At 47.9% G+C, this 18405-nt stretch carries 23 protein-coding genes; 18 read left to right on the forward strand and 5 right to left on the reverse strand.

The annotated features are described in order from the left end of the window. Positions 1–147: 147 nt before the first annotated feature. The 12 genes from AC5JR3_RS13160 to AC5JR3_RS13215 all read left to right on the forward strand — a co-directional run bounded on the left by AC5JR3_RS13160 (position 148) and on the right by AC5JR3_RS13215 (position 8943). A complete protein-coding gene (locus tag AC5JR3_RS13160; protein ID WP_495846664.1) occupies positions 148–720 on the forward strand; it encodes an ATP synthase subunit I in 573 nt (190 codons plus the stop codon). Between the two features lie 64 nt (positions 721–784). Further along, positions 785–1525, forward strand: a complete 741-nt coding sequence (gene atpB / locus AC5JR3_RS13165) for a F0F1 ATP synthase subunit A (RefSeq protein WP_495846666.1) — start codon at positions 785–787, stop codon at positions 1523–1525. 125 nt (positions 1526–1650) lie between these two features. Beyond that, positions 1651–1896, forward strand: coding sequence for an ATP synthase F0 subunit C (gene atpE, locus AC5JR3_RS13170; RefSeq protein ID WP_446338636.1), 246 nt, complete (start codon positions 1651–1653; stop codon positions 1894–1896). 136 nt (positions 1897–2032) lie between these two features. Then, the gene (locus AC5JR3_RS13175) at positions 2033–2524 is read left to right on the forward strand and encodes a F0F1 ATP synthase subunit B' (RefSeq protein ID WP_495846969.1); all 492 of its coding nucleotides are present in this window, start codon (positions 2033–2035) and stop codon (positions 2522–2524) included. 134 nt (positions 2525–2658) lie between these two features. Continuing rightward, complete coding sequence (locus AC5JR3_RS13180; protein ID WP_495846668.1) at positions 2659–3210, forward strand: F0F1 ATP synthase subunit B; 552 nt, start codon at positions 2659–2661, stop codon at positions 3208–3210. Next, on the forward strand, positions 3207–3764 hold the full coding sequence (gene atpH, locus AC5JR3_RS13185; RefSeq protein WP_495846670.1) for an ATP synthase F1 subunit delta: 558 nt from the start codon (positions 3207–3209) through the stop codon (positions 3762–3764). Before AC5JR3_RS13180 ends, atpH begins: the two co-directional genes overlap by 4 nt. A 92-nt stretch (positions 3765–3856) precedes the next feature. Then, entirely contained in the window at positions 3857–5374 is a 1518-nt protein-coding gene (atpA, locus tag AC5JR3_RS13190) for a F0F1 ATP synthase subunit alpha (protein ID WP_495846672.1), read from the forward strand. Positions 5375–5475: 101 nt separating this feature from the next. Beyond that, positions 5476–6423, forward strand: a complete 948-nt coding sequence (locus AC5JR3_RS13195) for a F0F1 ATP synthase subunit gamma (protein WP_495846674.1) — start codon at positions 5476–5478, stop codon at positions 6421–6423. Between the two features lie 228 nt (positions 6424–6651). Next, entirely contained in the window at positions 6652–6972 is a 321-nt protein-coding gene (locus AC5JR3_RS13200) for a 2Fe-2S iron-sulfur cluster-binding protein (RefSeq protein WP_495846676.1), read from the forward strand. 124 nt (positions 6973–7096) lie between these two features. Next, positions 7097–7291 carry a DUF8621 family protein gene (locus tag AC5JR3_RS13205; protein ID WP_495846678.1) on the forward strand — a complete coding sequence of 65 codons (195 nt, stop codon included), beginning with the start codon at positions 7097–7099 and terminating at the stop codon, positions 7289–7291. Then, positions 7288–8349 (forward strand): DUF3326 domain-containing protein, encoded by a 1062-nt coding sequence (locus tag AC5JR3_RS13210; protein WP_495846680.1) that lies wholly within the window; start codon positions 7288–7290, stop codon positions 8347–8349. Before AC5JR3_RS13205 ends, AC5JR3_RS13210 begins: the two co-directional genes overlap by 4 nt. A gap of 3 nt (positions 8350–8352) precedes the next feature. Next, positions 8353–8943 carry a CPBP family intramembrane glutamic endopeptidase gene (locus tag AC5JR3_RS13215; protein ID WP_495846682.1) on the forward strand — a complete coding sequence of 197 codons (591 nt, stop codon included), beginning with the start codon at positions 8353–8355 and terminating at the stop codon, positions 8941–8943. Positions 8944–9046: 103 nt separating this feature from the next. Here AC5JR3_RS13215 and purN read toward each other — a convergent pair whose 3' ends face one another. Further along, positions 9047–9700 (reverse strand): phosphoribosylglycinamide formyltransferase, encoded by a 654-nt coding sequence (purN, locus tag AC5JR3_RS13220; protein ID WP_495846683.1) that lies wholly within the window; start codon positions 9698–9700, stop codon positions 9047–9049. Positions 9701–9704: 4 nt separating this feature from the next. Beyond that, complete coding sequence (locus AC5JR3_RS13225; RefSeq protein ID WP_495846685.1) at positions 9705–10637, reverse strand: type IV pilin-like G/H family protein; 933 nt, start codon at positions 10635–10637, stop codon at positions 9705–9707. A 114-nt stretch (positions 10638–10751) separates the two neighbouring features. Between AC5JR3_RS13225 and AC5JR3_RS13230 the strand changes: the two genes are divergently transcribed. Then, a complete protein-coding gene (locus tag AC5JR3_RS13230; protein WP_495846687.1) occupies positions 10752–11630 on the forward strand; it encodes a carbohydrate ABC transporter permease in 879 nt (292 codons plus the stop codon). A 100-nt stretch (positions 11631–11730) separates the two neighbouring features. Here AC5JR3_RS13230 and AC5JR3_RS13235 read toward each other — a convergent pair whose 3' ends face one another. The 3 genes from AC5JR3_RS13235 to ald form a co-directional block, all read right to left on the reverse strand. Continuing rightward, complete coding sequence (locus AC5JR3_RS13235) at positions 11731–12147, reverse strand: PIN domain-containing protein (RefSeq protein ID WP_495846971.1); 417 nt, start codon at positions 12145–12147, stop codon at positions 11731–11733. 2 nt (positions 12148–12149) lie between these two features. Next, positions 12150–12392, reverse strand: coding sequence for a hypothetical protein (locus AC5JR3_RS13240; RefSeq protein ID WP_495846689.1), 243 nt, complete (start codon positions 12390–12392; stop codon positions 12150–12152). 156 nt (positions 12393–12548) lie between these two features. Then, positions 12549–13640, reverse strand: a complete 1092-nt coding sequence (gene ald, locus AC5JR3_RS13245) for an alanine dehydrogenase (protein WP_495846691.1) — start codon at positions 13638–13640, stop codon at positions 12549–12551. A 314-nt stretch (positions 13641–13954) separates the two neighbouring features. Between ald and AC5JR3_RS13250 the strand changes: the two genes are divergently transcribed. The 5 genes from AC5JR3_RS13250 to AC5JR3_RS13270 all read left to right on the forward strand — a co-directional run bounded on the left by AC5JR3_RS13250 (position 13955) and on the right by AC5JR3_RS13270 (position 18347). Then, positions 13955–14125 (forward strand): hypothetical protein, encoded by a 171-nt coding sequence (locus AC5JR3_RS13250; RefSeq protein WP_495846693.1) that lies wholly within the window; start codon positions 13955–13957, stop codon positions 14123–14125. 168 nt (positions 14126–14293) lie between these two features. After that, on the forward strand, positions 14294–14587 hold the full coding sequence (locus AC5JR3_RS13255) for a hypothetical protein (protein ID WP_495846695.1): 294 nt from the start codon (positions 14294–14296) through the stop codon (positions 14585–14587). A gap of 489 nt (positions 14588–15076) precedes the next feature. Continuing rightward, the gene (locus tag AC5JR3_RS13260; RefSeq protein ID WP_495846697.1) at positions 15077–16159 is read left to right on the forward strand and encodes a WD40 repeat domain-containing protein; all 1083 of its coding nucleotides are present in this window, start codon (positions 15077–15079) and stop codon (positions 16157–16159) included. Positions 16160–16173: 14 nt separating this feature from the next. Beyond that, positions 16174–17292 carry a DNA-processing protein DprA gene (dprA, locus tag AC5JR3_RS13265; RefSeq protein WP_495846699.1) on the forward strand — a complete coding sequence of 373 codons (1119 nt, stop codon included), beginning with the start codon at positions 16174–16176 and terminating at the stop codon, positions 17290–17292. Then, on the forward strand, positions 17286–18347 hold the full coding sequence (locus AC5JR3_RS13270; RefSeq protein ID WP_495846701.1) for an endo-1,4-beta-xylanase: 1062 nt from the start codon (positions 17286–17288) through the stop codon (positions 18345–18347). Before dprA ends, AC5JR3_RS13270 begins: the two co-directional genes overlap by 7 nt. Positions 18348–18405: the final 58 nt, after the last annotated feature.

Here is an 18405-nt window from a genome sequence, read left to right on the forward strand (position 1 = left end):
AGTGTTTATTAATGGGTTTAAGCCAATTTGGTTAATAAGGCTTGACAAAGGACTACTATGTTCCCGTTTCTCCCGATTATTTCTGTTTTTGTCATCTAGAGAGACTTTTGGTCAACAAATAGATTGGCGATCGCCCCCTATAAGGCAGTGGTTGCAAGCATACCAAAGATTGAAACTTCTTTAAGTATTGTTACCAGCGCATGGTATGATTACCTCTGGCTTATGGCGATCGAGCCAGCTTTCTCTAAAGGTCTTTTGCTGCTACCCGTGAACTTGTCAGACGACTCTCTTCCACCGACACCAGCACCCGACGAGGAACTTTCTCAAGAAAGCGCCTCACCAACTACTGCTGGTTCCTCCATGCAGGAGTATTACCAACTCAAGCGAAATTTACTGGTGATAACCCTGGCAATGACAGGAGTTATTTTTATCTCGGTTTGGATTTTTTACTCGATTGACATCGCCTTGAATTACTTAATCGGGGCGTGCACAGGTATGATTTACTTGAGAATGTTGGCAAAAGAGGTTGAGCGGCTCGGTCAACAAAAAAGGCGTCCAAGTTCTACCCGGCTGGCGCTGCTTATTGGAGTATTTGTCGTTGCCAGTCAGTGGCAAAAACTGCAAATTTTGCCCATATTTTTAGGATTTCTGACGTATAAAGCCGCCCTCATCGCTTATGTGCTGCAAAGCACTCTACTTCCTCCTTCTTCTAATAAGTAGTAGAAGTAGCTTTAAGCTAGTCAACAGGGTTCACTCTTGATAGGTATCTGGGTAAATCTCCCTAATGGAAATGATCCACGGTTTAAGCATTATCAATTCTTTCCCCCTTGCTGAATTAGAAGTTGGGAAGCATCTTTACTGGCACTTTGGCAATTTCACAGTCCATGGACAAGTATTTCTAACGTCCTGGTTTGTGATCGGCCTTCTCCTGATTGCTTCCATCGCCGCTAGTCGCAATCCCCAACGAATTCCCAGGGGTATTCAAAATTTTATGGAGTACGCCCTAGAATTTATTCGGGATTTGGCGAAAACCCAAATCGGGGAGAAAGAATATCGTCCCTGGGTGCCCTTTGTCGGCACTCTATTTTTGTTCATTTTTGTGTCAAATTGGTCTGGGGCACTAATTCCCTGGAGACTCATTGAACTCCCTGAAGGTGAGTTAGCGGCTCCTACAGGTGATATCAATACAACGGTTGCCTTTGCATTACTCACTTCTCTAGCTTACTTTTACGCGGGTATCAGTAAAAAGGGGTTGGGATACTTTGCAGGTTACGCGCAGCCAGTACCAATTTTGTTGCCCTTCAAAATTTTAGAAGACTTCACTAAACCGTTGTCTCTAAGCTTCCGACTTTTCGGAAACATTCTCGCCGATGAATTGGTGGTGGCTGTTTTGGTGCTACTGGTTCCCCTATTTGTACCAATTCCCGTAATGGCATTGGGTCTATTTACGAGTGCCATTCAAGCGCTGATCTTTGCTACTCTAGCAGCCGCCTACATTGGTGAGGCACTAGAAGAGCATCATTAGTCAAGGCAACACTCGCGTTTCCCAACTCTAGATACCTCCTGTTGCCAGTCCGCCCACCCGTGCGGATTTTTTGGAGGTAGAAGCCTCTGTTTTTTGTACTTTAATTAACTCAAGGAAAATTAATCATGGATCCATTAGTTTCTGCTGCTTCCGTTATCGCTGCTGCCTTAGCTGTTGGTCTTGCTGCTATTGGCCCTGGTATTGGTCAGGGAAATGCTGCTGGTCAGGCAGTAGAAGGTATTGCTCGTCAGCCAGAAGCTGAAGGAAAAATCCGGGGTACGCTGCTGTTGAGCTTAGCGTTCATGGAAGCGCTAACCATTTACGGTCTTGTAGTTGCCCTCGTGTTGTTATTTGCTAACCCCTTCTCGTAAGGCTTTTATCAGCGCTCAGACTTGCTTTGCTATTGCGGTCTGAGCGCTGTAGCTCAGTGACTACAGCCCATAAAATGCATCCAACTCCCAGCTCTAGTCTCAACCTTTTGTAAGCTCTGGGAACCGACTAATCATGATGACCTATTGGACAATTTTGCTAGCCGTTGAAGCAACGGAAACTGCTGCTGAAGGGGGCTTATTTGATTTTGATGCCACCCTCCCGTTGATGGCAGTGCAATTTTTGCTTTTAGTGGTGTTGTTAAATATTGTGTTTTACAAACCCCTAACAAAAGCAATTGATAGCCGTGAGGAATACGTCCGCAAAAACTTGTTGGACGCCAAGGAACGGACAACGAAAGCAGACAAATTAGCGCTGCAGTACGAACAAGAGTTAGGTGAAACGCGACGCAAGGCTCAAAGCACTATTGCCGCAGCCCAAGAGGACGCCCAGAAAATTGCTGCCCAAAAAATGGCAGCCGCACAACAGGAAGCACAAGCTCAACGAGAGCAAGCCGCTCAAGAGATCGAGCAGCAGAAAGCTCAAGCAATGGCTTCCCTAGAGCAAGAAGTGGACAGTCTCAGTCGCCAGATCTTAGAAAAACTCCTCGGGTCTGAGCTAGTAAAGTAAAGCGACTCTAGAAGGTTGAAGGATGAAAAACTATATTATCTTGTTCTTCTCAGGAGCAAGATATACAAAAAAGTCATACTTCACACTTCTGTAGTCAAAGTATTAACAAGTAAAACGCAAGCGCAGTTGTAAAAATGGCGATCGTGGGAACGTATTTATTCCTAGCAACGGAAGCGGCAGAGAGCGCCTCAGAAGGCGGTTTCGGTCTAAATTTCGATATTCTAGGAACCAATCTAATTAACCTCGTTATTGTCATCGGGGTTCTATTTGTTTTTGGGCGTAAAACTGTGGGAAATGTCCTCTCCCAGAGACGCGCCAAAATTGAAGAAACTATCAAAGACGCTGAAGCTCGTGTTAAAAATGCTGCCTCTGCTTTGGCAGATGGTCAGCAAAAGTTAGCAAAAGCTCAGTCAGAAGCAGAAAAGATTCGCGCTACGGCAGAAGAAAATGCCTCAGCAGCAAGAGAGGCAGTCTTAAGTGCTGCTGCCAAAGACATTGAGCGCATGAAAGAGACTGCAACTCAGGACTTAAATACAGAAAGAGAAAGAGCGATCGCTGAACTTCGTTCACAAGTGGCAGCTTTGGCAATGCAGCGAGTAGAGTCCCAACTCAAAGACCGCTTAGATGACTCTGCTCAACAAAACTTGATTAATCGCAGCATTGGTATGGTGGGAGGTGGCTCATGAAAGGTAGTTTATTAACCGCTGAAATAATAGAGCCTTACGCAGAGGCCTGGATGTCTCTGGCCCAATCCAGTAACATCGTCGATAAAATGGCAGAAGATGCCGCCGGTTTGTTGAGCTTACTGAAAGATTCAGAAGACTTGAATCAATTCTTGGCTAGTCCGATAGTCAAAGCGGAAGATAAAAAAGCTGTAATGCAGCAAGTTTTTGGAGAACAAGTTCATCCCTTGACGATGAACTTCTTGAAGCTGCTGGTCGATAGACGGCGCATTCAGTTTCTAGAAGGGGTTTGTAAGCACTTTCAAGCCTTGCTGCGGAAGCTTAATCAGACGATGCTGGCGGAAGTAACCTCCGCTGTCGAACTCAGCGATGAGCAACGGCAATCTGTCTGTGAGCGAGTCAAAACGATGACCAACGCTCAGCAGGTGGAACTAGAAACAAGCATCGACCCGAATTTGATTGGTGGTGTGATCATTAAAGTAGGCTCTCAGGTCATAGACGCCAGTCTACGCGGACAACTTCGTCGCATTGGTATGCGCCTGAGCAGCGCTAGTTAGAGACAAAAGCTCAAAGGGCGCTGAGGCTAAGAGCAGCGCGTCTAGCTCTGATCTTCCGCTGATAATAGAACAACGAACGACTAATAATTGACATGATTAGCATTAGACCTGACGAGATTAGCAGCATTATTCGGCAGCAAATTGAACAGTACGACCAAGACGTAAAAGTATCTAACGTCGGTACTGTTTTACAAGTCGGTGATGGCACAGCCCGGATCTATGGCTTAGAAAAGTGCATGGCTGGGGAGCTGGTGGAATTTGAAGATGGCACCATCGGTCTTGTTCTTAACCTAGAAGAAGACAACGTCGGTGCCGTATTAATGGGTGCTGGTCGCGGTATCCAAGAAGGTAGCTCCGTTACCGCCACGGGTAAGATCGCCCAGATTCCTGTTGGTGACGCCATGCTCGGTCGCGTCGTAGATGCTCTAGCCCGCCCTCTGGACGGTAAGGGAGACATCCAAGCAAGCGAGACGCGCCGGATTGAATCAGGAGCACCAGGAATTATTGAGCGGCGCTCGGTGCATGAACCGATGCAAACAGGGATCACGGCGATTGACGCGATGATTCCTGTTGGACGTGGTCAGCGGGAGTTGATCATTGGTGACCGTCAAACCGGAAAAACTTCCATTGCGGTAGACACGATCATCAACCAGAAAGAAGAGGACGTAGTTTGCGTCTACGTTGCCATCGGTCAAAAAGCTTCTACTGTTGCCCAGGTGGTAAACGAGCTTCAGGAACGGGGCGCATTGGCTTACACAATTATTGTTGCCGCCAACGCTAACGATCCGGCTACCTTACAATACCTGGCTCCTTATACAGGGGCAGCGCTGGCGGAGTACTTCATGTACAAAGGCAAAGCGACGTTGGTAATCTACGATGACCTCTCTAAGCAAGCCCAAGCCTATCGCCAGATGTCCTTGCTATTGCGTCGTCCTCCCGGACGGGAAGCCTATCCTGGAGACGTTTTCTATCTCCACTCTCGCTTGTTGGAGCGGGCTGCGAAGCTCAGTGATGACCTAGGTGGTGGTAGTATGACGGCGTTGCCGATTATTGAAACCCAAGCGGGTGACGTTTCGGCATACATTCCCACCAACGTGATTTCAATTACGGACGGTCAGATCTTCCTTTCCTCTGACTTGTTTAACTCCGGTCTGCGACCTGCCATTAACCCTGGTATTTCCGTGTCACGAGTCGGTTCTGCTGCCCAAACAAAGGCAATGAAAAAGGTGGCGGGTAAGTTGAAGCTGGACTTGGCACAGTTTGACGACTTACAAGCTTTCTCCCAGTTTGCTTCCGATTTGGATAAAGCAACACAAGACCAGTTGGCACGGGGTCAGCGCTTGCGGGAACTCTTGAAGCAGCCTCAGTACTCGCCGCTAGCGGTTTATGAGCAAGTAGCAATTGTTTACGCGGGTATCAATGGCTATCTGGACGATATTGCGGTTGATAAGGTCAGCAGCTTCACCAAAGGACTGCGGGAGTATATCAAGACCAGCAAGACCAGATTCCGTGAAATTATCCAAAATGATAAGGCGCTGACGGAAGAGGCGGAGAACCTTCTCAAAGAAGCGATCGCTGAGTACAAGCAGACCTTCCTTGTATCTGCTTAGAGGCGCTTGGACTAAGGATTAGGGGCTAGGGAGACTAAAGATACTCCCTACTCCTATTCCTGACTCAGCACTTCCTTACTCAATACTCAGGATTTAGAATTATGCCTAATCTGAAGTCAATTCGCGATCGCATTCAGTCGGTCAAAAATACTAAAAAAATTACCGAAGCGATGCGCCTCGTCGCCGCCGCCAAAGTGCGACGCGCTCAAGAACAGGTCACTGCTACCCGTCCTTTTGCCGACCGCTTGGCACAAGTGCTCTACGGATTACAGAACCGTCTGCGGTTTGAAGATGCGGATTTGCCCCTCTTAAAGCAACGAGAAGTCAAGACTGTCGGCATTTTGGTAGTCTCCGGCGATCGCGGTTTGTGTGGTGCTTATAACACCAACGTTATCCGTCGTGCGGAAAACCGTGCTAAAGAACTGCAAAAAGAAGGGTTGGACTATAAATTCGTCATCGTTGGACGCAAAGCCTCTCAGTACTTCCAGCGCCGGGAGCAACCAATTGAGGCAAAATACATCAACCTAGAGCAGATTCCCACAGCATCTGAAGCATCAATGATTGCGGATGAACTGCTGTCTCTGTTCCTATCAGAAACTGTAGACCGGGTTGAGTTAGTCTACACCCGGTTTGTCTCCTTGATTAGTTCTCGCCCAGTGGTTCAAACTCTACTGCCACTAACCCCACAAGGTTTAGAAGCACGAGATGATGAAATCTTTAGGCTGACTAGTCGTGGTGGTGGATTTGAAGTGCAACGAGAGAAAGTCACATCTCAACTTGCTCCCTTACCCCGCGACATGATTTTTGAGCAAGACCCCGTGCAAATTCTGGACGCCCTCTTGCCCTTGTATCTAAACAACCAGTTACTGCGGGGATTGCAAGAGTCTGCCGCTAGCGAACTGGCTGCTCGGATGACAGCAATGAACAACGCTAGTGAAAACGCCACAGAATTGATCGGCACCTTAACGCTGTCTTATAACAAAGCACGGCAAGCCTCAATTACTCAGGAAATCCTCGAAGTTGTCGGCGGTGCCGAAGCGTTGGGATAAAGTCAGTTTCTAACTTAAAAAACCACAAGCGTCTGAGAATGCTCAGGCGCTTTTTTTAAGTAGCTTTAACCCGTTGCCCTACAACTACAAGATGATATTTTCTCAGGTAAAATTGATTATTTTGTACTAAGACTAGCGATATTAAGCGTGACCGGGCTTACACTAAAGTTCGTCTTGCTTCTCTTTCCATCCACTGCAATTTTTATTTTGTCAGAACCGTATTGATTCATGTCTAACATTTATACCGTTCAAATCCAACACGAAGGACAAACCTACACCATTGAAGTACCCGAAGATAAAACTGTTCTTGGGGCAGCGGAGGAAGCCGGGATTGATTTGCCCAATTCCTGTAACGCTGGTGTTTGCACTACTTGCGCGGCGAAAATTTTGGAGGGAACTGTCGAACAAGGTGAGGGTATGGGAGTTAGCACAGAACTTCAGGCAGAAGGCTATGCACTGTTGTGTGTTGCCTATCCTCGCTCTGACTTAAAGGTGGAGTCCAACAAAGAAGAGGAGGTGTACGATCGCCAATTTGGTGCGCCTAAGTAACTACCTCAGAGCAAATCAGAACTAATTCTGGCTCCCAGGCGAATGGGCGATCGCTAAATCCTGAGCGTCGGTGATTGATACACTAATTAAGCTCTGATATACACCCAAACAGAAAAGCGTCATCATGACAACACACTTTATTACGGCAGAAATTGACTTACAAGAAACTCCAACTCAGCTTCAAGAAGCGATTGAGGCGGAACTCAAAGCGCCTGGGGAACCTCTACGCTGGGCAATTACGAATGTGGACGTAGAGCAGCAAAAAGCCTCCGTTGAGGCAATTGTTACCGTAGCAGAAGCCCATCAACCTCAAGCGTGAATCAACGTCCTTACACCGTTGTCTTAATTGTTCCTACGGGTATTGGGGCATCAATTGGGGGATATGCTGGAGATGCTTTGCCAGTGGCACGAGCGATCGCGCAAATTTGCGATCGCCTGATTACCCATCCCAACGTCCTCAACGGTGCCCAACTCTACTGGAATCTCCCCAATTCCCTATACGTGGAAGGCTATGGACTCGATCAATTTGCTGCTGGAAACTGGGGACTACGCCCCGTCCATCAGAATCGGGTGGGATTAATTCTTGATAGCGGCATTGAACCAGAACTGCATACCCGGCATCTTCAGGCGGCAGATGCCACCAGAGCCACCTTGGGGTTAAATCTCACTGATTATGTAGTGACGGATGCCCCTTTAAACGTGGAATTGCGAACCGCTGCTTCCGGGGCAAGTTGGGGAACAATTGGCAATCCTGGCAGTTTATTACGGGCGGCTGAGGTACTGCTTACCCAAGCTAAGGCAGAGGCGATCGCTGTTGTTGCCCGTTTCCCTGACGATCTCGGTAACGAGGCACTGCAGGCTTATCGTCATGGGCAGGGTGTAGACCCCCTAGCAGGTGCTGAAGCCGTAATTAGTCATCTAGTGGTCAAAACCTTCCAAGTTCCCTGTGCCCACGCCCCAGCCCTGCTACCCCTCCCCCTCGATCCCGATTTATCACCGCGTTCAGCCGCAGAAGAAATTGGCTATACCTTCCTACCCTGCGTTCTCGTAGGACTAAGTCGGGCACCGCAATTTGTGACTCAACCCTCTCCCCACTCAGAAACTATCTGGGCAGATGCCGTTGATGCCCTCGTGATTCCCGCTACCGCTTGTGGAGGAAGTGCAACTTTAAGCTTTAGCCAATCGCGCACACAAATTATTGCCGTTGAGGAAAATAAAACTTCAATGCGAGTTTCCCCAGAAGCGTTAGGGATGAAAGTAATACAGGTACACTCATATTTAGAGGCGCTTGGCGTTTTAGTTGCTCATCGTGCTGGTATCAGTACAGACGCCCTCAGCCCCTCGCTATCATCATTGCGTTACTTATCCCCTCTTTAGGTAGTGTCTAAACAGATTCCCAATTCCCCTGAGATAGAACCTTTGACACGTACCCAAGTCTTAATCGCTATGGGGTTCACCGCGATCGTGTTACTTGCTGTTGCCAAACTTTGGCAGCACCTAGGTTCTGTTCCTCTCCTTCCCCTACAAGGAACTACTGAAGCCATCTTCCTCGGTTTAGCGATCGCTGTCTTCATTACGGGTGCGAGTAGCGTAGTCTACCAGCTTTGGCCAGCTTACCGCCAGAGCGCAGATTTTTACTTACATTTAGTCATTAAACCCCTAGTATTTCCTGATCTAATTTGGTTAGGATTACTGCCTGGATTGAGTGAAGAATTGCTCTTTCGGGGCGTGATGTTACCTGCGATTGGGATGAATGCGGCAGGTCTTATCATTTCCAGTGTGGTATTTGGTATTTTGCACCTGAGTAGCCCCCAGCAGTGGTCTTACGTCGTCTGGGCATCAGTAGTCGGGTTGCTTTTAGGCTTCAGTGCATTGGCAACAGGTAATTTGCTCGTCCCAATCGTGGCACACGTCGCTGCCAATCTGATTTCTAGCTGCTTGTGGAAGTTGGATAAGACAAAGTCTGCCTAGGCAGGCTTCGCGATCGCAAGATGCTGACTTCTTAAGGTATAGCCATCCTTATTTAAGATAGCTATAGACACAATAGACGACAGCCAAAACTCTAATTTCTCCTCTATTTTTTGGCAGCAAGCTGTGCTAGTGCTAAGGGTAAAATCTGATGTTCTTGCACTTGAATTCGGGCATGCAAGCTCTCTAAAGTATCGTCCGGTAGTACAGGTACAGCCGCCTGAATCAAAATCGGGCCGCTATCCACTTCTAGTCTCACCAAATGCACCGTACAGCCTGTAATTTTCACTCCGGCTGTTAGAGCTTGTTCTATTGCCCGAATTCCCTTGAAACTTGGCAGCAAACTCGGATGAATATTCACAATGCGATCGCCAAAGGCATCAATCAGCACAGGCGTGACTAACCGCATCCAACCTGCCATCACGACATACTCCACCTCATACTGCCGTAATGTCTCAACGATCGCCGCGTCCAACTCTTCCCGTGCTTCGTAGTCGCGGTGATTGAGTAATACTGCTGGAATTCCCCAACTTTTGGCTCTAGCCGCCGCTTTAATCCCTACATTGTTGTAAATCAACACCTGAATTTGGGCATTGAGTTGCCCAGAGGCGATCGCTTCTGCAACTGCCTTAAAGTTACTGCCACTTCCAGACGCCATAACTCCCAGCTTCAAAGGAGTAGTGCTCGTTTGGGGAGGAAAAACAGGAGGTGAAATGAGGGATTGAGTGGTTTGAGCGATCGCTGAGTCGAAATTAGTCATTACATTACTTAACCAGACGAGAGCCAGCAGGACATTGTATTTCACCAGCTTGATCGCTGGAAATAGTCGGCATGGCTGGAGGAGTTGATGACGGTGCCTCCGTTTCGCAGATCCCTGCTATTGTTAAATCCTCTTCATCAACTTCGACAAGAAAAACTGCACCTGTCAAGCTTGTTGATTCAGGGCGTTTAGCGGTTGCGGCGATTATCACGCTCTGCTGTGAATCATCCTGCGGCACAATCTCATAGCGATAATCGCTGGTTTCCGGCTCAATACCGATGCCTAAATCCTCAATTGTTTGAGCAAATTTACCATATTCAATGTAATAAGCCTGTTGAGCACGATTCAGCGCACCCACATAAACCTTAGCTTCCTCTTGCCTAGAATCATTTGCCTGAGCTTCCGGGTCAACCAGAATTTGCGTATCTTCAGGTAATGTCGTTTCCTCAGAAATTTTCTCTAGTAAAACGGCATTAGAAGCAAAAGCGGTAGGTCTGGGTTGTCCGGGACTGGTATCCGCTAGTTGCAGGCGTAGCTGGTTATCAGCTGTGAATTCAAAAATGGTCATCACCGTTTCAGCATTGGGTAACTTTATATCCAGATGCATCGGCTGAAATGTCGGTTCAATGCTGTATCCCAAAGGTAAAGCCACATTGGTTTCCTCATCAAAAGGCAACAGCATGAAAAATCTACCATCTTCTGCAAAAACCAACTTCAGCGTCTGACCGGAGGTGCTATCTTTGGCTTCCCATTGACCCCTCAATCTCGTTTGTGCTGCTTGTACATCGCTGGTTTGGGTGGTGTTTTGAGCAATAGCGCGACCGGGTAAGGCTTGAGCATCAACAGTGGGGAATGTAAAAAGCAACCCCAGCAGGAAACTAAAAGTTAAGCATTTACCAGAGATACGATTGGCTTGCAGAGGACGGAAATTACTCATCAGGTTCTTCAGATTCTTCCTCAAGGTCAAATGGCGATGGCAAGCCGAGTATTTTAGCATTTGCCTTCTATAGAATAGCCCTATGCTGACAATTGACTATTAGTCAAAATTTGCATGATATTAAAGCGCGATCGCTTCCTCGACAATGATGCCATTGCTGCTTGGGTGTTTTTAGCCCCAGCTCTAATTCTGCTTGGCATCTTCCTTCTAGCACCGATCGCCTACCTGTTTTACTTGAGTTTTACCACGGGTAGTTTCACCGCCGCAGGCGTTCAATGGACAGGACTAAGAAACTATATCCGCCTCATCCTCAACCCAGACTTTTGGCAAGTGTTGGGCAACACAGCCTATTTCACCATCGCCACAGTGATTCCTAGCCTAATCATCCCGCTAGGTTTAGCCGTGTTACTAGACCGCTCCTTTGCCCTGAAGGGAATCTTGCGAACTGCCTATTTCATTCCCTCAATCACCTCTCTCGTAGCCGTTGGTTTAGGCTTTCGCTGGTTATTTCAAACAGAAGGCCCCGTCAATTTGCTACTAGGCTTTCTGGGAGTAGAACCGATTTCCTGGCTTGGCAGTACAACTTGGGCAATGCCTGTATTAATCTTGCTGAGTAGCTGGAAGCAGCTAGGATTCAATATGGTTGTTTTTCTAGCAGGACTCCAGGCAATCCCCCTAAATCGTTATGAAGCAGCAGAACTTGATGGTGCCGACTCTTGGCAACAGTTCCGGCATGTTACTCTACCAGGATTACGCCCCACCTTCGTCTTTGCCGCCGTTACCACAGCCATTTTCACTCTACGAAGTTTCGAGCAAGCTTACATCATTACAGGGGGTGGACCATTAAACTCTACAAATGTCCTGGTGTATTACATCTACGAAGAAGCCTTTGCTCTGTTTGATTTTGGCTATGCTGCCGCCGCCGCCACCGTATTACTAGGAGTCACATTAATACTGGTGTACTTACAATTGAGAACCTGGGAAGAAGATTAAGACCCCACTTGAAAGGCAATAATTCAGAGTTGATGTCTTAATTGACCAAATCGCGGCTCTCCGGTGCAGCAACTTGATTATGCCGCGCGATCAACCTCACTTACTCTGATAGCGTAACCACAAACTCCTCTGGCAATACTGCGGAGACTGAAGAGGTAGCAAAATCGGATGTATTTCGGGTCACAATAACTTCTAATCCTGCGACGTTTGCAGCTTCACTTGTCACGGCATCTTCAAAGTCCGTCATAGAACTTTGTAACGCAGCCCGAATAACCTCATCTGTGACGCTAGCGACCTGAAGATGCTGTAACAACCTTGACAAAAGCTTACGTGCTGTTTCACTACCAACTTGACGACGCAAAATATAGAAAATATTCGTCACAGCATGACCGGAAACATACCCTTGCACTTGCGGCTGTGCCACCCTATTTAGTGCCTGTGCAGAGACAACAAAAAATGGCTGTCGCTGAGCTAGAACATCGAGCCAAACGTCACTATCAAACAATACGCGCCTCAGTCTCAACTGTATTTCTCCTCCAGGTAGTCCACATAGGACTCTGTAGGCTCTTCTGTATCTAACTGAATTACACCAATTAGGCTTTGAGTCCAGGGATCAAGACCAGTCAAGGAGTTCACGTTTGGAGTTGGAGGACTAAACACCAGCGTTTCTTGTTGAATCGAACTCAACAACGACTGTACTAAACGCCAGCGATCGCCAATGGGCAATTGCAACGCCTGGTTTTGTAATTCTTGCAATGTCATTAGCCCTTTCCTAACACCTCTTTATCTATTTTGACACTCCCCCACCTGACGGTACAGGGATTCTTTAATCTACGAGCCAACTTGCTTCGACAGGATTGCTCCAACCAAAGTAGATGGTAATCATCAAATTCAGGAACAGAAAATTGTTGCTGACCTTTAACTTGCTAAATCTGGAAACACTTCCTGTAAAGCTGGGTGAACCAAACGATGATTCTGCACGTTGACGCCTCTACCTAAAGCGGGGTCGCGTTTCAATGCGCCTAGCCCTTGATTTGCCAGCTTGAGGACGTAGGGTAAGGTGCTGTTGTTCAAGGCTTGTGTTGCTGTCCAGGGAACGGCTCCGGGCATATTGGGCACCCCGTAGTGAACGACTCCTTCTTCAACATAAATAGGGTTAGTGTGAGAAGTCGGGTGTAGGGTTTCAATACAGCCTCCCTGATCTACCGCCACATCGACAATCACAGAACCAGGGCACATTTGTTTAACCAACTCGCGGTTTACTAGCACAGGTGCACGGCGTCCTAGCACTAGTACAGCACCAATAAGTAAGTCAGCCTCAGGTACAGCGGCTTCAATTTGGGCAGAGGTACTGTAGAGCAACTCAACTCTAGAACCGAACAAAGTTTCTAAATAAGACAGCCGTTCAACGCTGATGTCAATAATCTGAACTCGCGCCCCCATTCCCATCGCCATCCGAGCGGCTTCTGTACCGACAACCCCGCCACCTAAAATGACGACTCGCCCCGGTCTAACTCCCGGTACGCCGCCTAAAAGCACGCCTCTGCCACCTTGCTGACGTTCGAGAAATCTTGCCCCGAATTGCACCGATAACCGACCCGCAATGATACTCATTGGAGTGAGGAGGGGGAGGATATTTTTGTCGGGGAATTCTACGGTTTCATAAGCGATCGCACTGACGCCAGAATCAATCAAATGCTCCGTCAAAGCTCGGTCTGCTGCTAGGTGCAGATAGGTAAACAGCAGCTGTCCTTTTTGAAGAAACTGATATTCCGGCTTCAGGGGTTCTTTGACTTTGACGATCAACTCACGCTTCCATGCGTCTGCTGCTTTAGAGACAATCTTTGCCCCGAATTGCTCATAGTCGGCATCGCTAAACCCAGCCCCCTCACCAGCATTGGTTTCTACGAAAAGTGTATGACCTGCTTCGCACAAAACCCGCACGCTACTCGGAGTTAAGCCGACGCGAAATTCTTGATCTTTAGTTTCTTTTGGGACACCTATTTCCATGTTTTACCTCTATCAATAATCAGTGCGTTTCACGCCTACTTTTAGGGCAACAGCTTTGTTACTGAATTACACCGATGGGAGTAAACAGCCCGTGATTGCGAGTAAAGCAGTTACTTGAGCCAAGGGCTGTCAATTATAAGTATGACGATTTGTTGAGAAGTTTAATATTAAAGCGCTGCCACCTCATAAGGGCGATCGCCTCAAAAAAGTGACGCTCTCAGGAGAAAAACCTACGGGCTTGACTTGAGGTGTAATGCAGGATTTACAATTAGTAAAGAATTGTAACCTACTAGAAGTAGGAGATTGGAAACGTTATGACACAACCTCAACCCCCAGTTACTCCCCAGTTAGCAGAACCTAAGTTTGGTTTTAACGAATACGCCGAGCGCTTAAACGGGCGAGCAGCAATGATTGGCTTTGTTTTGACGCTACTGATCGAATACATTTCAGACCAAGGAATCCTAAGTTGGCTAGGCTTACAGTAGACTACTCAGGCTGAGTTTTCTCTACTGGTAACTAAATATCGCCGATTCGAGGCAAGTTAGCATAGTAGTAAAGCCCTCAGTGGTTCATTGGTCACAATGATTGGGGCGTTGATAGGATAACCTTAAGTTAGATTAAGACTAATTGGAATAGAGTAAGTAGCAGCCGTGATGAATGCTTTATGGCCTCGATTTTTAAAGGTAGCTTACCGCAAAGAGCCAATTTCTAGCTTTGTTGTTATTTTTGGAGCCGTTGATGCAGTCATTGGGGGTGTAGGAGAACGCTGGTCATTAATGACCTTTGGGCTAGCGATGGTGGGAATTGCCATTGCCCTGCGTTGGTGGCAAACGCAGCAGCAGGAAGCAGAATATAGCGATCGCCCCGCCACCCGGTTTCTCCCTGCTAGCCCTTCGCGGACTCCCTTACCGATGTTAAGTACAACCAAGCGTCAGCCGCCTCACTAAATGCGTTCTGTAGCTTCTGGTGAATGGCTCTAGATTAGCGATTTCGCCCGTCTCCTCCGCTTGCCGTAAAAACGATTTGCTACTACACAGAGACATTCAACCCTAAAACCTGATTAAAAAGCTCTGCGTCTGGCTACCGAATGTGCTAGAGCCAAATTGTTAATTGCCTGGCATGGATGAAGCGGGCGCAGGGTTTGAGAGATTAAGTGTGAGCTAAATTCAAGAACTTCTTGCCGTTTACAGGTAACGGTGAGCTAGATTGTGGTGAAGTAAAGTAGCATTTTCAGGCGAAAGTTGCTGAGATTACGGAACAAATTGAGTCTTGAGAAATTCTCAAGTCTGAGTTGCTAGGTTTGCCGTTTGGTTGGCAAGAACAACTTTCACCGGAACGGATTAACTAAACAATCTGCCCTCCCATTCCAAAAAACTCTCCCAACCGTTCTAACTGAACAGGCGATCGCGGACGGGATATTCAGCAGGTATTTGTGGATGAACTCCTTAATTCATCGTGGCAATAAGAGACGGCTAGTTTTCTTAGGAATGATAGCGGGGATAGGAGCGATCGCACTCAGTGCATCCGTATCCCGTGCTATCGACTCTCCCATAGTTTCTGCTGAACCCCAAATCCTCATCCAACCCGTAGAAGAGCCTGTCGTCCCAGACTGGACGCAGGTTGAACTGCTGAAAACTTTAGAGGGTCACAAAGCAGGTGTAGATTCCCTAAGCTTTAGCCCAGATGGGAAAATTATCCTCAGTGGCGGCGGGTACAATGATGGTCAGCTCAAATTGTGGTGGGTGAGAACAGGTACGCAAATTGAAAGCCTACGCGCTCATCGGACTGCTGTGAGTGCTTTGGCGTTAAATCCCAACAGCGAAATTCTTGCTAGTGGCGGTGACGACGCAGCCGTTAACTTGTGGAACTGGCAAACCGGAGAATATAAGCGGACGTTTCTCGACCATACGAGCAATGTACTTGCCTTAGCCATGACTCCAGATGGTGAAAACCTTGTCTCCGGTGCCTTAGATGGTATTAGAGTGTGGAATTTAAAAACCCAGCATCTTTTGTACACGCTAGTACGTTATGACAATCAAACTTACGCCCTCGCTGTTCATCCGAATGGCGAAATTTTGGCAAGTGGCGGCAAAGAAAGAGTCATTAAGCTGTGGAATTTGACAACGGCTCGACTTATAGGTAGTTTGTCTGGGCATCAGGGAGAAATCAAGGCGATCGCAATTACCCCCGATGGCGAAACTCTCATTAGTGGTAGCGATGACCGCACCTTGAAAGTGTGGAATATGCGGACGGGACAACCGATTTATACCCTCACCGGACACACCGGACAGATTCGCGCGATCGCTATTTCTCCCGATGGGCAAACTCTCGCCAGCACCAGCAACGACGGCATCCGCCTTTGGAATCTGAATACTGGAGAGCAACTCGCCCTACTAACTGGACACAGAGACTGGGTACAATCCGTTGCTTTCAGCCCCGATGGGCGTTTATTAGCCAGCGGCGGTGTGGATAGAACCATCAAGCTTTGGCACAATGCCGCCGCAGTGGCAAGAAAATAGAGAGGTAAGGGTGATTGCTAGAAGAACGCGCCTACTGGCTAGCATGGTCAAAAATTGAGCGGATTGGGCCAATCTTATTGAGGCGATTGCAACAGCGCTTTGGAACGTTGGCAATGGCTTGGGCAGCCTCAGGAAATGATTTGGCGTCGGTTGAAGGGATTGGGCGGCGGCTGGTGGAGACAGTCGTGCAGGAGCGATCGCGCATCCATCCTGAACAACTTCTAGAGCAACATACCGCCAAAAATCCTCATTTCTGGACACCTGCCGATGCCGATTATCCCCGTTTACTGCTAGAAATTCCTAATCCCCCCTGTGTGTTGTACTATCGCGGGCAAGTGCAGCCCCAGGAGAGTCAAGGGATCGCCCCAATGGTAGGAATTGTTGGCACGCGGGAACCTACCGACTATGGCAAACATTGGACGCGGAAAATTAGTACTGCCCTGGCGCGGCATGGGTTTACAGTAGTTTCGGGTATGGCAGCGGGAATTGATACTGAAGCCCATCGGGGTTGTTTAGAGGCTGGAGGACGGACATTAGCGGTGTTAGGAACGGGAGTGGATGTTGTCTATCCCCCACGCAACCAAACGCTTTATGAGCAAATTCAGCAGCAGGGACTGGTATTGAGCGAATATCCCGCAGGAACCAAGCCAGACCGCGCTCACTTTCCCCAACGCAACCGCATTGTCGCGGGGTTATGTCGTGCCATTTTGGTAATGGAAGCACCAACTAAATCGGGTGCTTTGATTACGGCGCACCAAGCTAATGATTATTGTCGAGATGTCTACGTACTACCGGGACGATTAGATGATGAGCAGTCCCAAGGCTGTTTAGGGCTAATTAATAAGGGAGCGCAGATTATTCCCAGAGAGGAAGGTCAACTGATGGAAATGCTGGGAGCCATTCCCAAACTCGATCCGGTTGAGCAATTATCACTGTTTTCCCCCTCCCCTGCACCGGATCTGCCATCAGAACTCGCCCAGGTATTGCAGGCGATCGCCACGCAACCAACTCCCTTTGATATCATTGTTCAAGAAGCTGGCTTAACCACGGGAGTTGTCTCTGGGGCACTACTACAGTTAGAGCTGGAGGGATTGGTGATTCAGTTGCCAGGAATGATATATCGGCGATGTTAAAACGGTATAAAAAATGGCGGCAATTTAGCTCTTTGATGCTGCTAGCATTAGGCGCTGTTTTGACCTTGTCGTTGATGTGCAGTACTCAAGCCACAAATCTCAACTTGCGTTCCCTGGCGCAAAAACAAGGTTTGAATATTGGTGCGGCGGTGCTAACAGGAGTATTACAGAAAGAACCGACCTATCGGCGGGTGTTAGCACGGGAATTTAACATGCTTACACCTGAGAATCACATGAAGTTCAAGCCTCTGCATCCAGAGCGCGATCGCTACGACTTTGCTCCGGCTGATGTCCTAGTGGACTTTGCGAAAGAAAATGACATGCAGGTGCGGGGTCACACCCTGGTTTGGCATCATTCTTTACCGGAATGGTTAGAAAAAGGAGAGTGGACGCGGGAAGAATTGATGGCGATTTTACAAGAGCACATCTACACCGTTGTCGAGCGGTATCGTGGACAGGTGGTGGAGTGGGATGTGGTCAATGAAGCGATCGCCGATGATGCTTCGCTGCGGAAATCCATTTGGCTGAACGTAATTGGTTCAGACTATATTGAAATGGCATTTCGCTGGGCACATGAGGCTGATCCTACAGTCAAGCTGTTCTACAACGACTATGGCAGCGAAGGGATAAATTCCAAATCTGACGCTATCTATGCTCTGGTGAAAAGTTTGCGCGATCGCCATGTTCCCATTGATGGCGTTGGCTTGCAGATGCATGTAAGAGCCGATAAGCCCCCATCAGCGGAAAAGGTCGCCGCCAATATGAAACGCTTGGGCGAACTAGGGTTGGAAGTGCATATTACTGAAATGGACGTGAAAATCGAGCACGCAACAGGCACTTTAGAAGAGAAATTAACCGCGCAAGCCAATGTGTATCGTGACATGATGCAGGTGTGCTTAACGGCAGAAAATTGCGACACCTTCGTTTTGTGGGGCTTTACAGACCTCCATTCCTGGATTCCCCGTTACTTAAAGCAGCCAGACTCGCCACTAATTTTCGACAAATTTTACAACCCTAAGCCAGCCTACGATGCCTTAGTAGAAGTTCTCAACTAGTGCTAGCTCTAGAACTTCATGGCGATCGCGATCATTAGTATTTTCCTGGTTTTTCAAC

The organism is Kastovskya adunca (assembly GCF_059505785.1).

Coding starts and splice junctions, on each gene's coding strand:
- atpB (WP_495846666.1), top strand. CDS start 785: ATGGAAATGATCCACGGTTTAAGCATTATCAATTCTTTCCCCCTTGCT.
- atpE (WP_446338636.1), top strand. CDS start 1,651: ATGGATCCATTAGTTTCTGCTGCTTCCGTTATCGCTGCTGCCTTAGCT.
- AC5JR3_RS13175 (WP_495846969.1), top strand. CDS start 2,033: ATGACCTATTGGACAATTTTGCTAGCCGTTGAAGCAACGGAAACTGCT.
- AC5JR3_RS13180 (WP_495846668.1), top strand. CDS start 2,659: ATGGCGATCGTGGGAACGTATTTATTCCTAGCAACGGAAGCGGCAGAG.
- atpH (WP_495846670.1), top strand. CDS start 3,207: ATGAAAGGTAGTTTATTAACCGCTGAAATAATAGAGCCTTACGCAGAG.
- atpA (WP_495846672.1), top strand. CDS start 3,857: ATGATTAGCATTAGACCTGACGAGATTAGCAGCATTATTCGGCAGCAA.
- AC5JR3_RS13195 (WP_495846674.1), top strand. CDS start 5,476: ATGCCTAATCTGAAGTCAATTCGCGATCGCATTCAGTCGGTCAAAAAT.
- AC5JR3_RS13200 (WP_495846676.1), top strand. CDS start 6,652: ATGTCTAACATTTATACCGTTCAAATCCAACACGAAGGACAAACCTAC.
- AC5JR3_RS13205 (WP_495846678.1), top strand. CDS start 7,097: ATGACAACACACTTTATTACGGCAGAAATTGACTTACAAGAAACTCCA.
- purN (WP_495846683.1), bottom strand. CDS start 9,700: ATGACTAATTTCGACTCAGCGATCGCTCAAACCACTCAATCCCTCATT.
- AC5JR3_RS13225 (WP_495846685.1), bottom strand. CDS start 10,637: ATGAGTAATTTCCGTCCTCTGCAAGCCAATCGTATCTCTGGTAAATGC.
- AC5JR3_RS13230 (WP_495846687.1), top strand. CDS start 10,752: ATGATATTAAAGCGCGATCGCTTCCTCGACAATGATGCCATTGCTGCT.
- AC5JR3_RS13240 (WP_495846689.1), bottom strand. CDS start 12,392: ATGACATTGCAAGAATTACAAAACCAGGCGTTGCAATTGCCCATTGGC.
- ald (WP_495846691.1), bottom strand. CDS start 13,640: ATGGAAATAGGTGTCCCAAAAGAAACTAAAGATCAAGAATTTCGCGTC.
- AC5JR3_RS13250 (WP_495846693.1), top strand. CDS start 13,955: ATGACACAACCTCAACCCCCAGTTACTCCCCAGTTAGCAGAACCTAAG.
- AC5JR3_RS13255 (WP_495846695.1), top strand. CDS start 14,294: ATGAATGCTTTATGGCCTCGATTTTTAAAGGTAGCTTACCGCAAAGAG.
- AC5JR3_RS13260 (WP_495846697.1), top strand. CDS start 15,077: ATGAACTCCTTAATTCATCGTGGCAATAAGAGACGGCTAGTTTTCTTA.
- AC5JR3_RS13270 (WP_495846701.1), top strand. CDS start 17,286: ATGTTAAAACGGTATAAAAAATGGCGGCAATTTAGCTCTTTGATGCTG.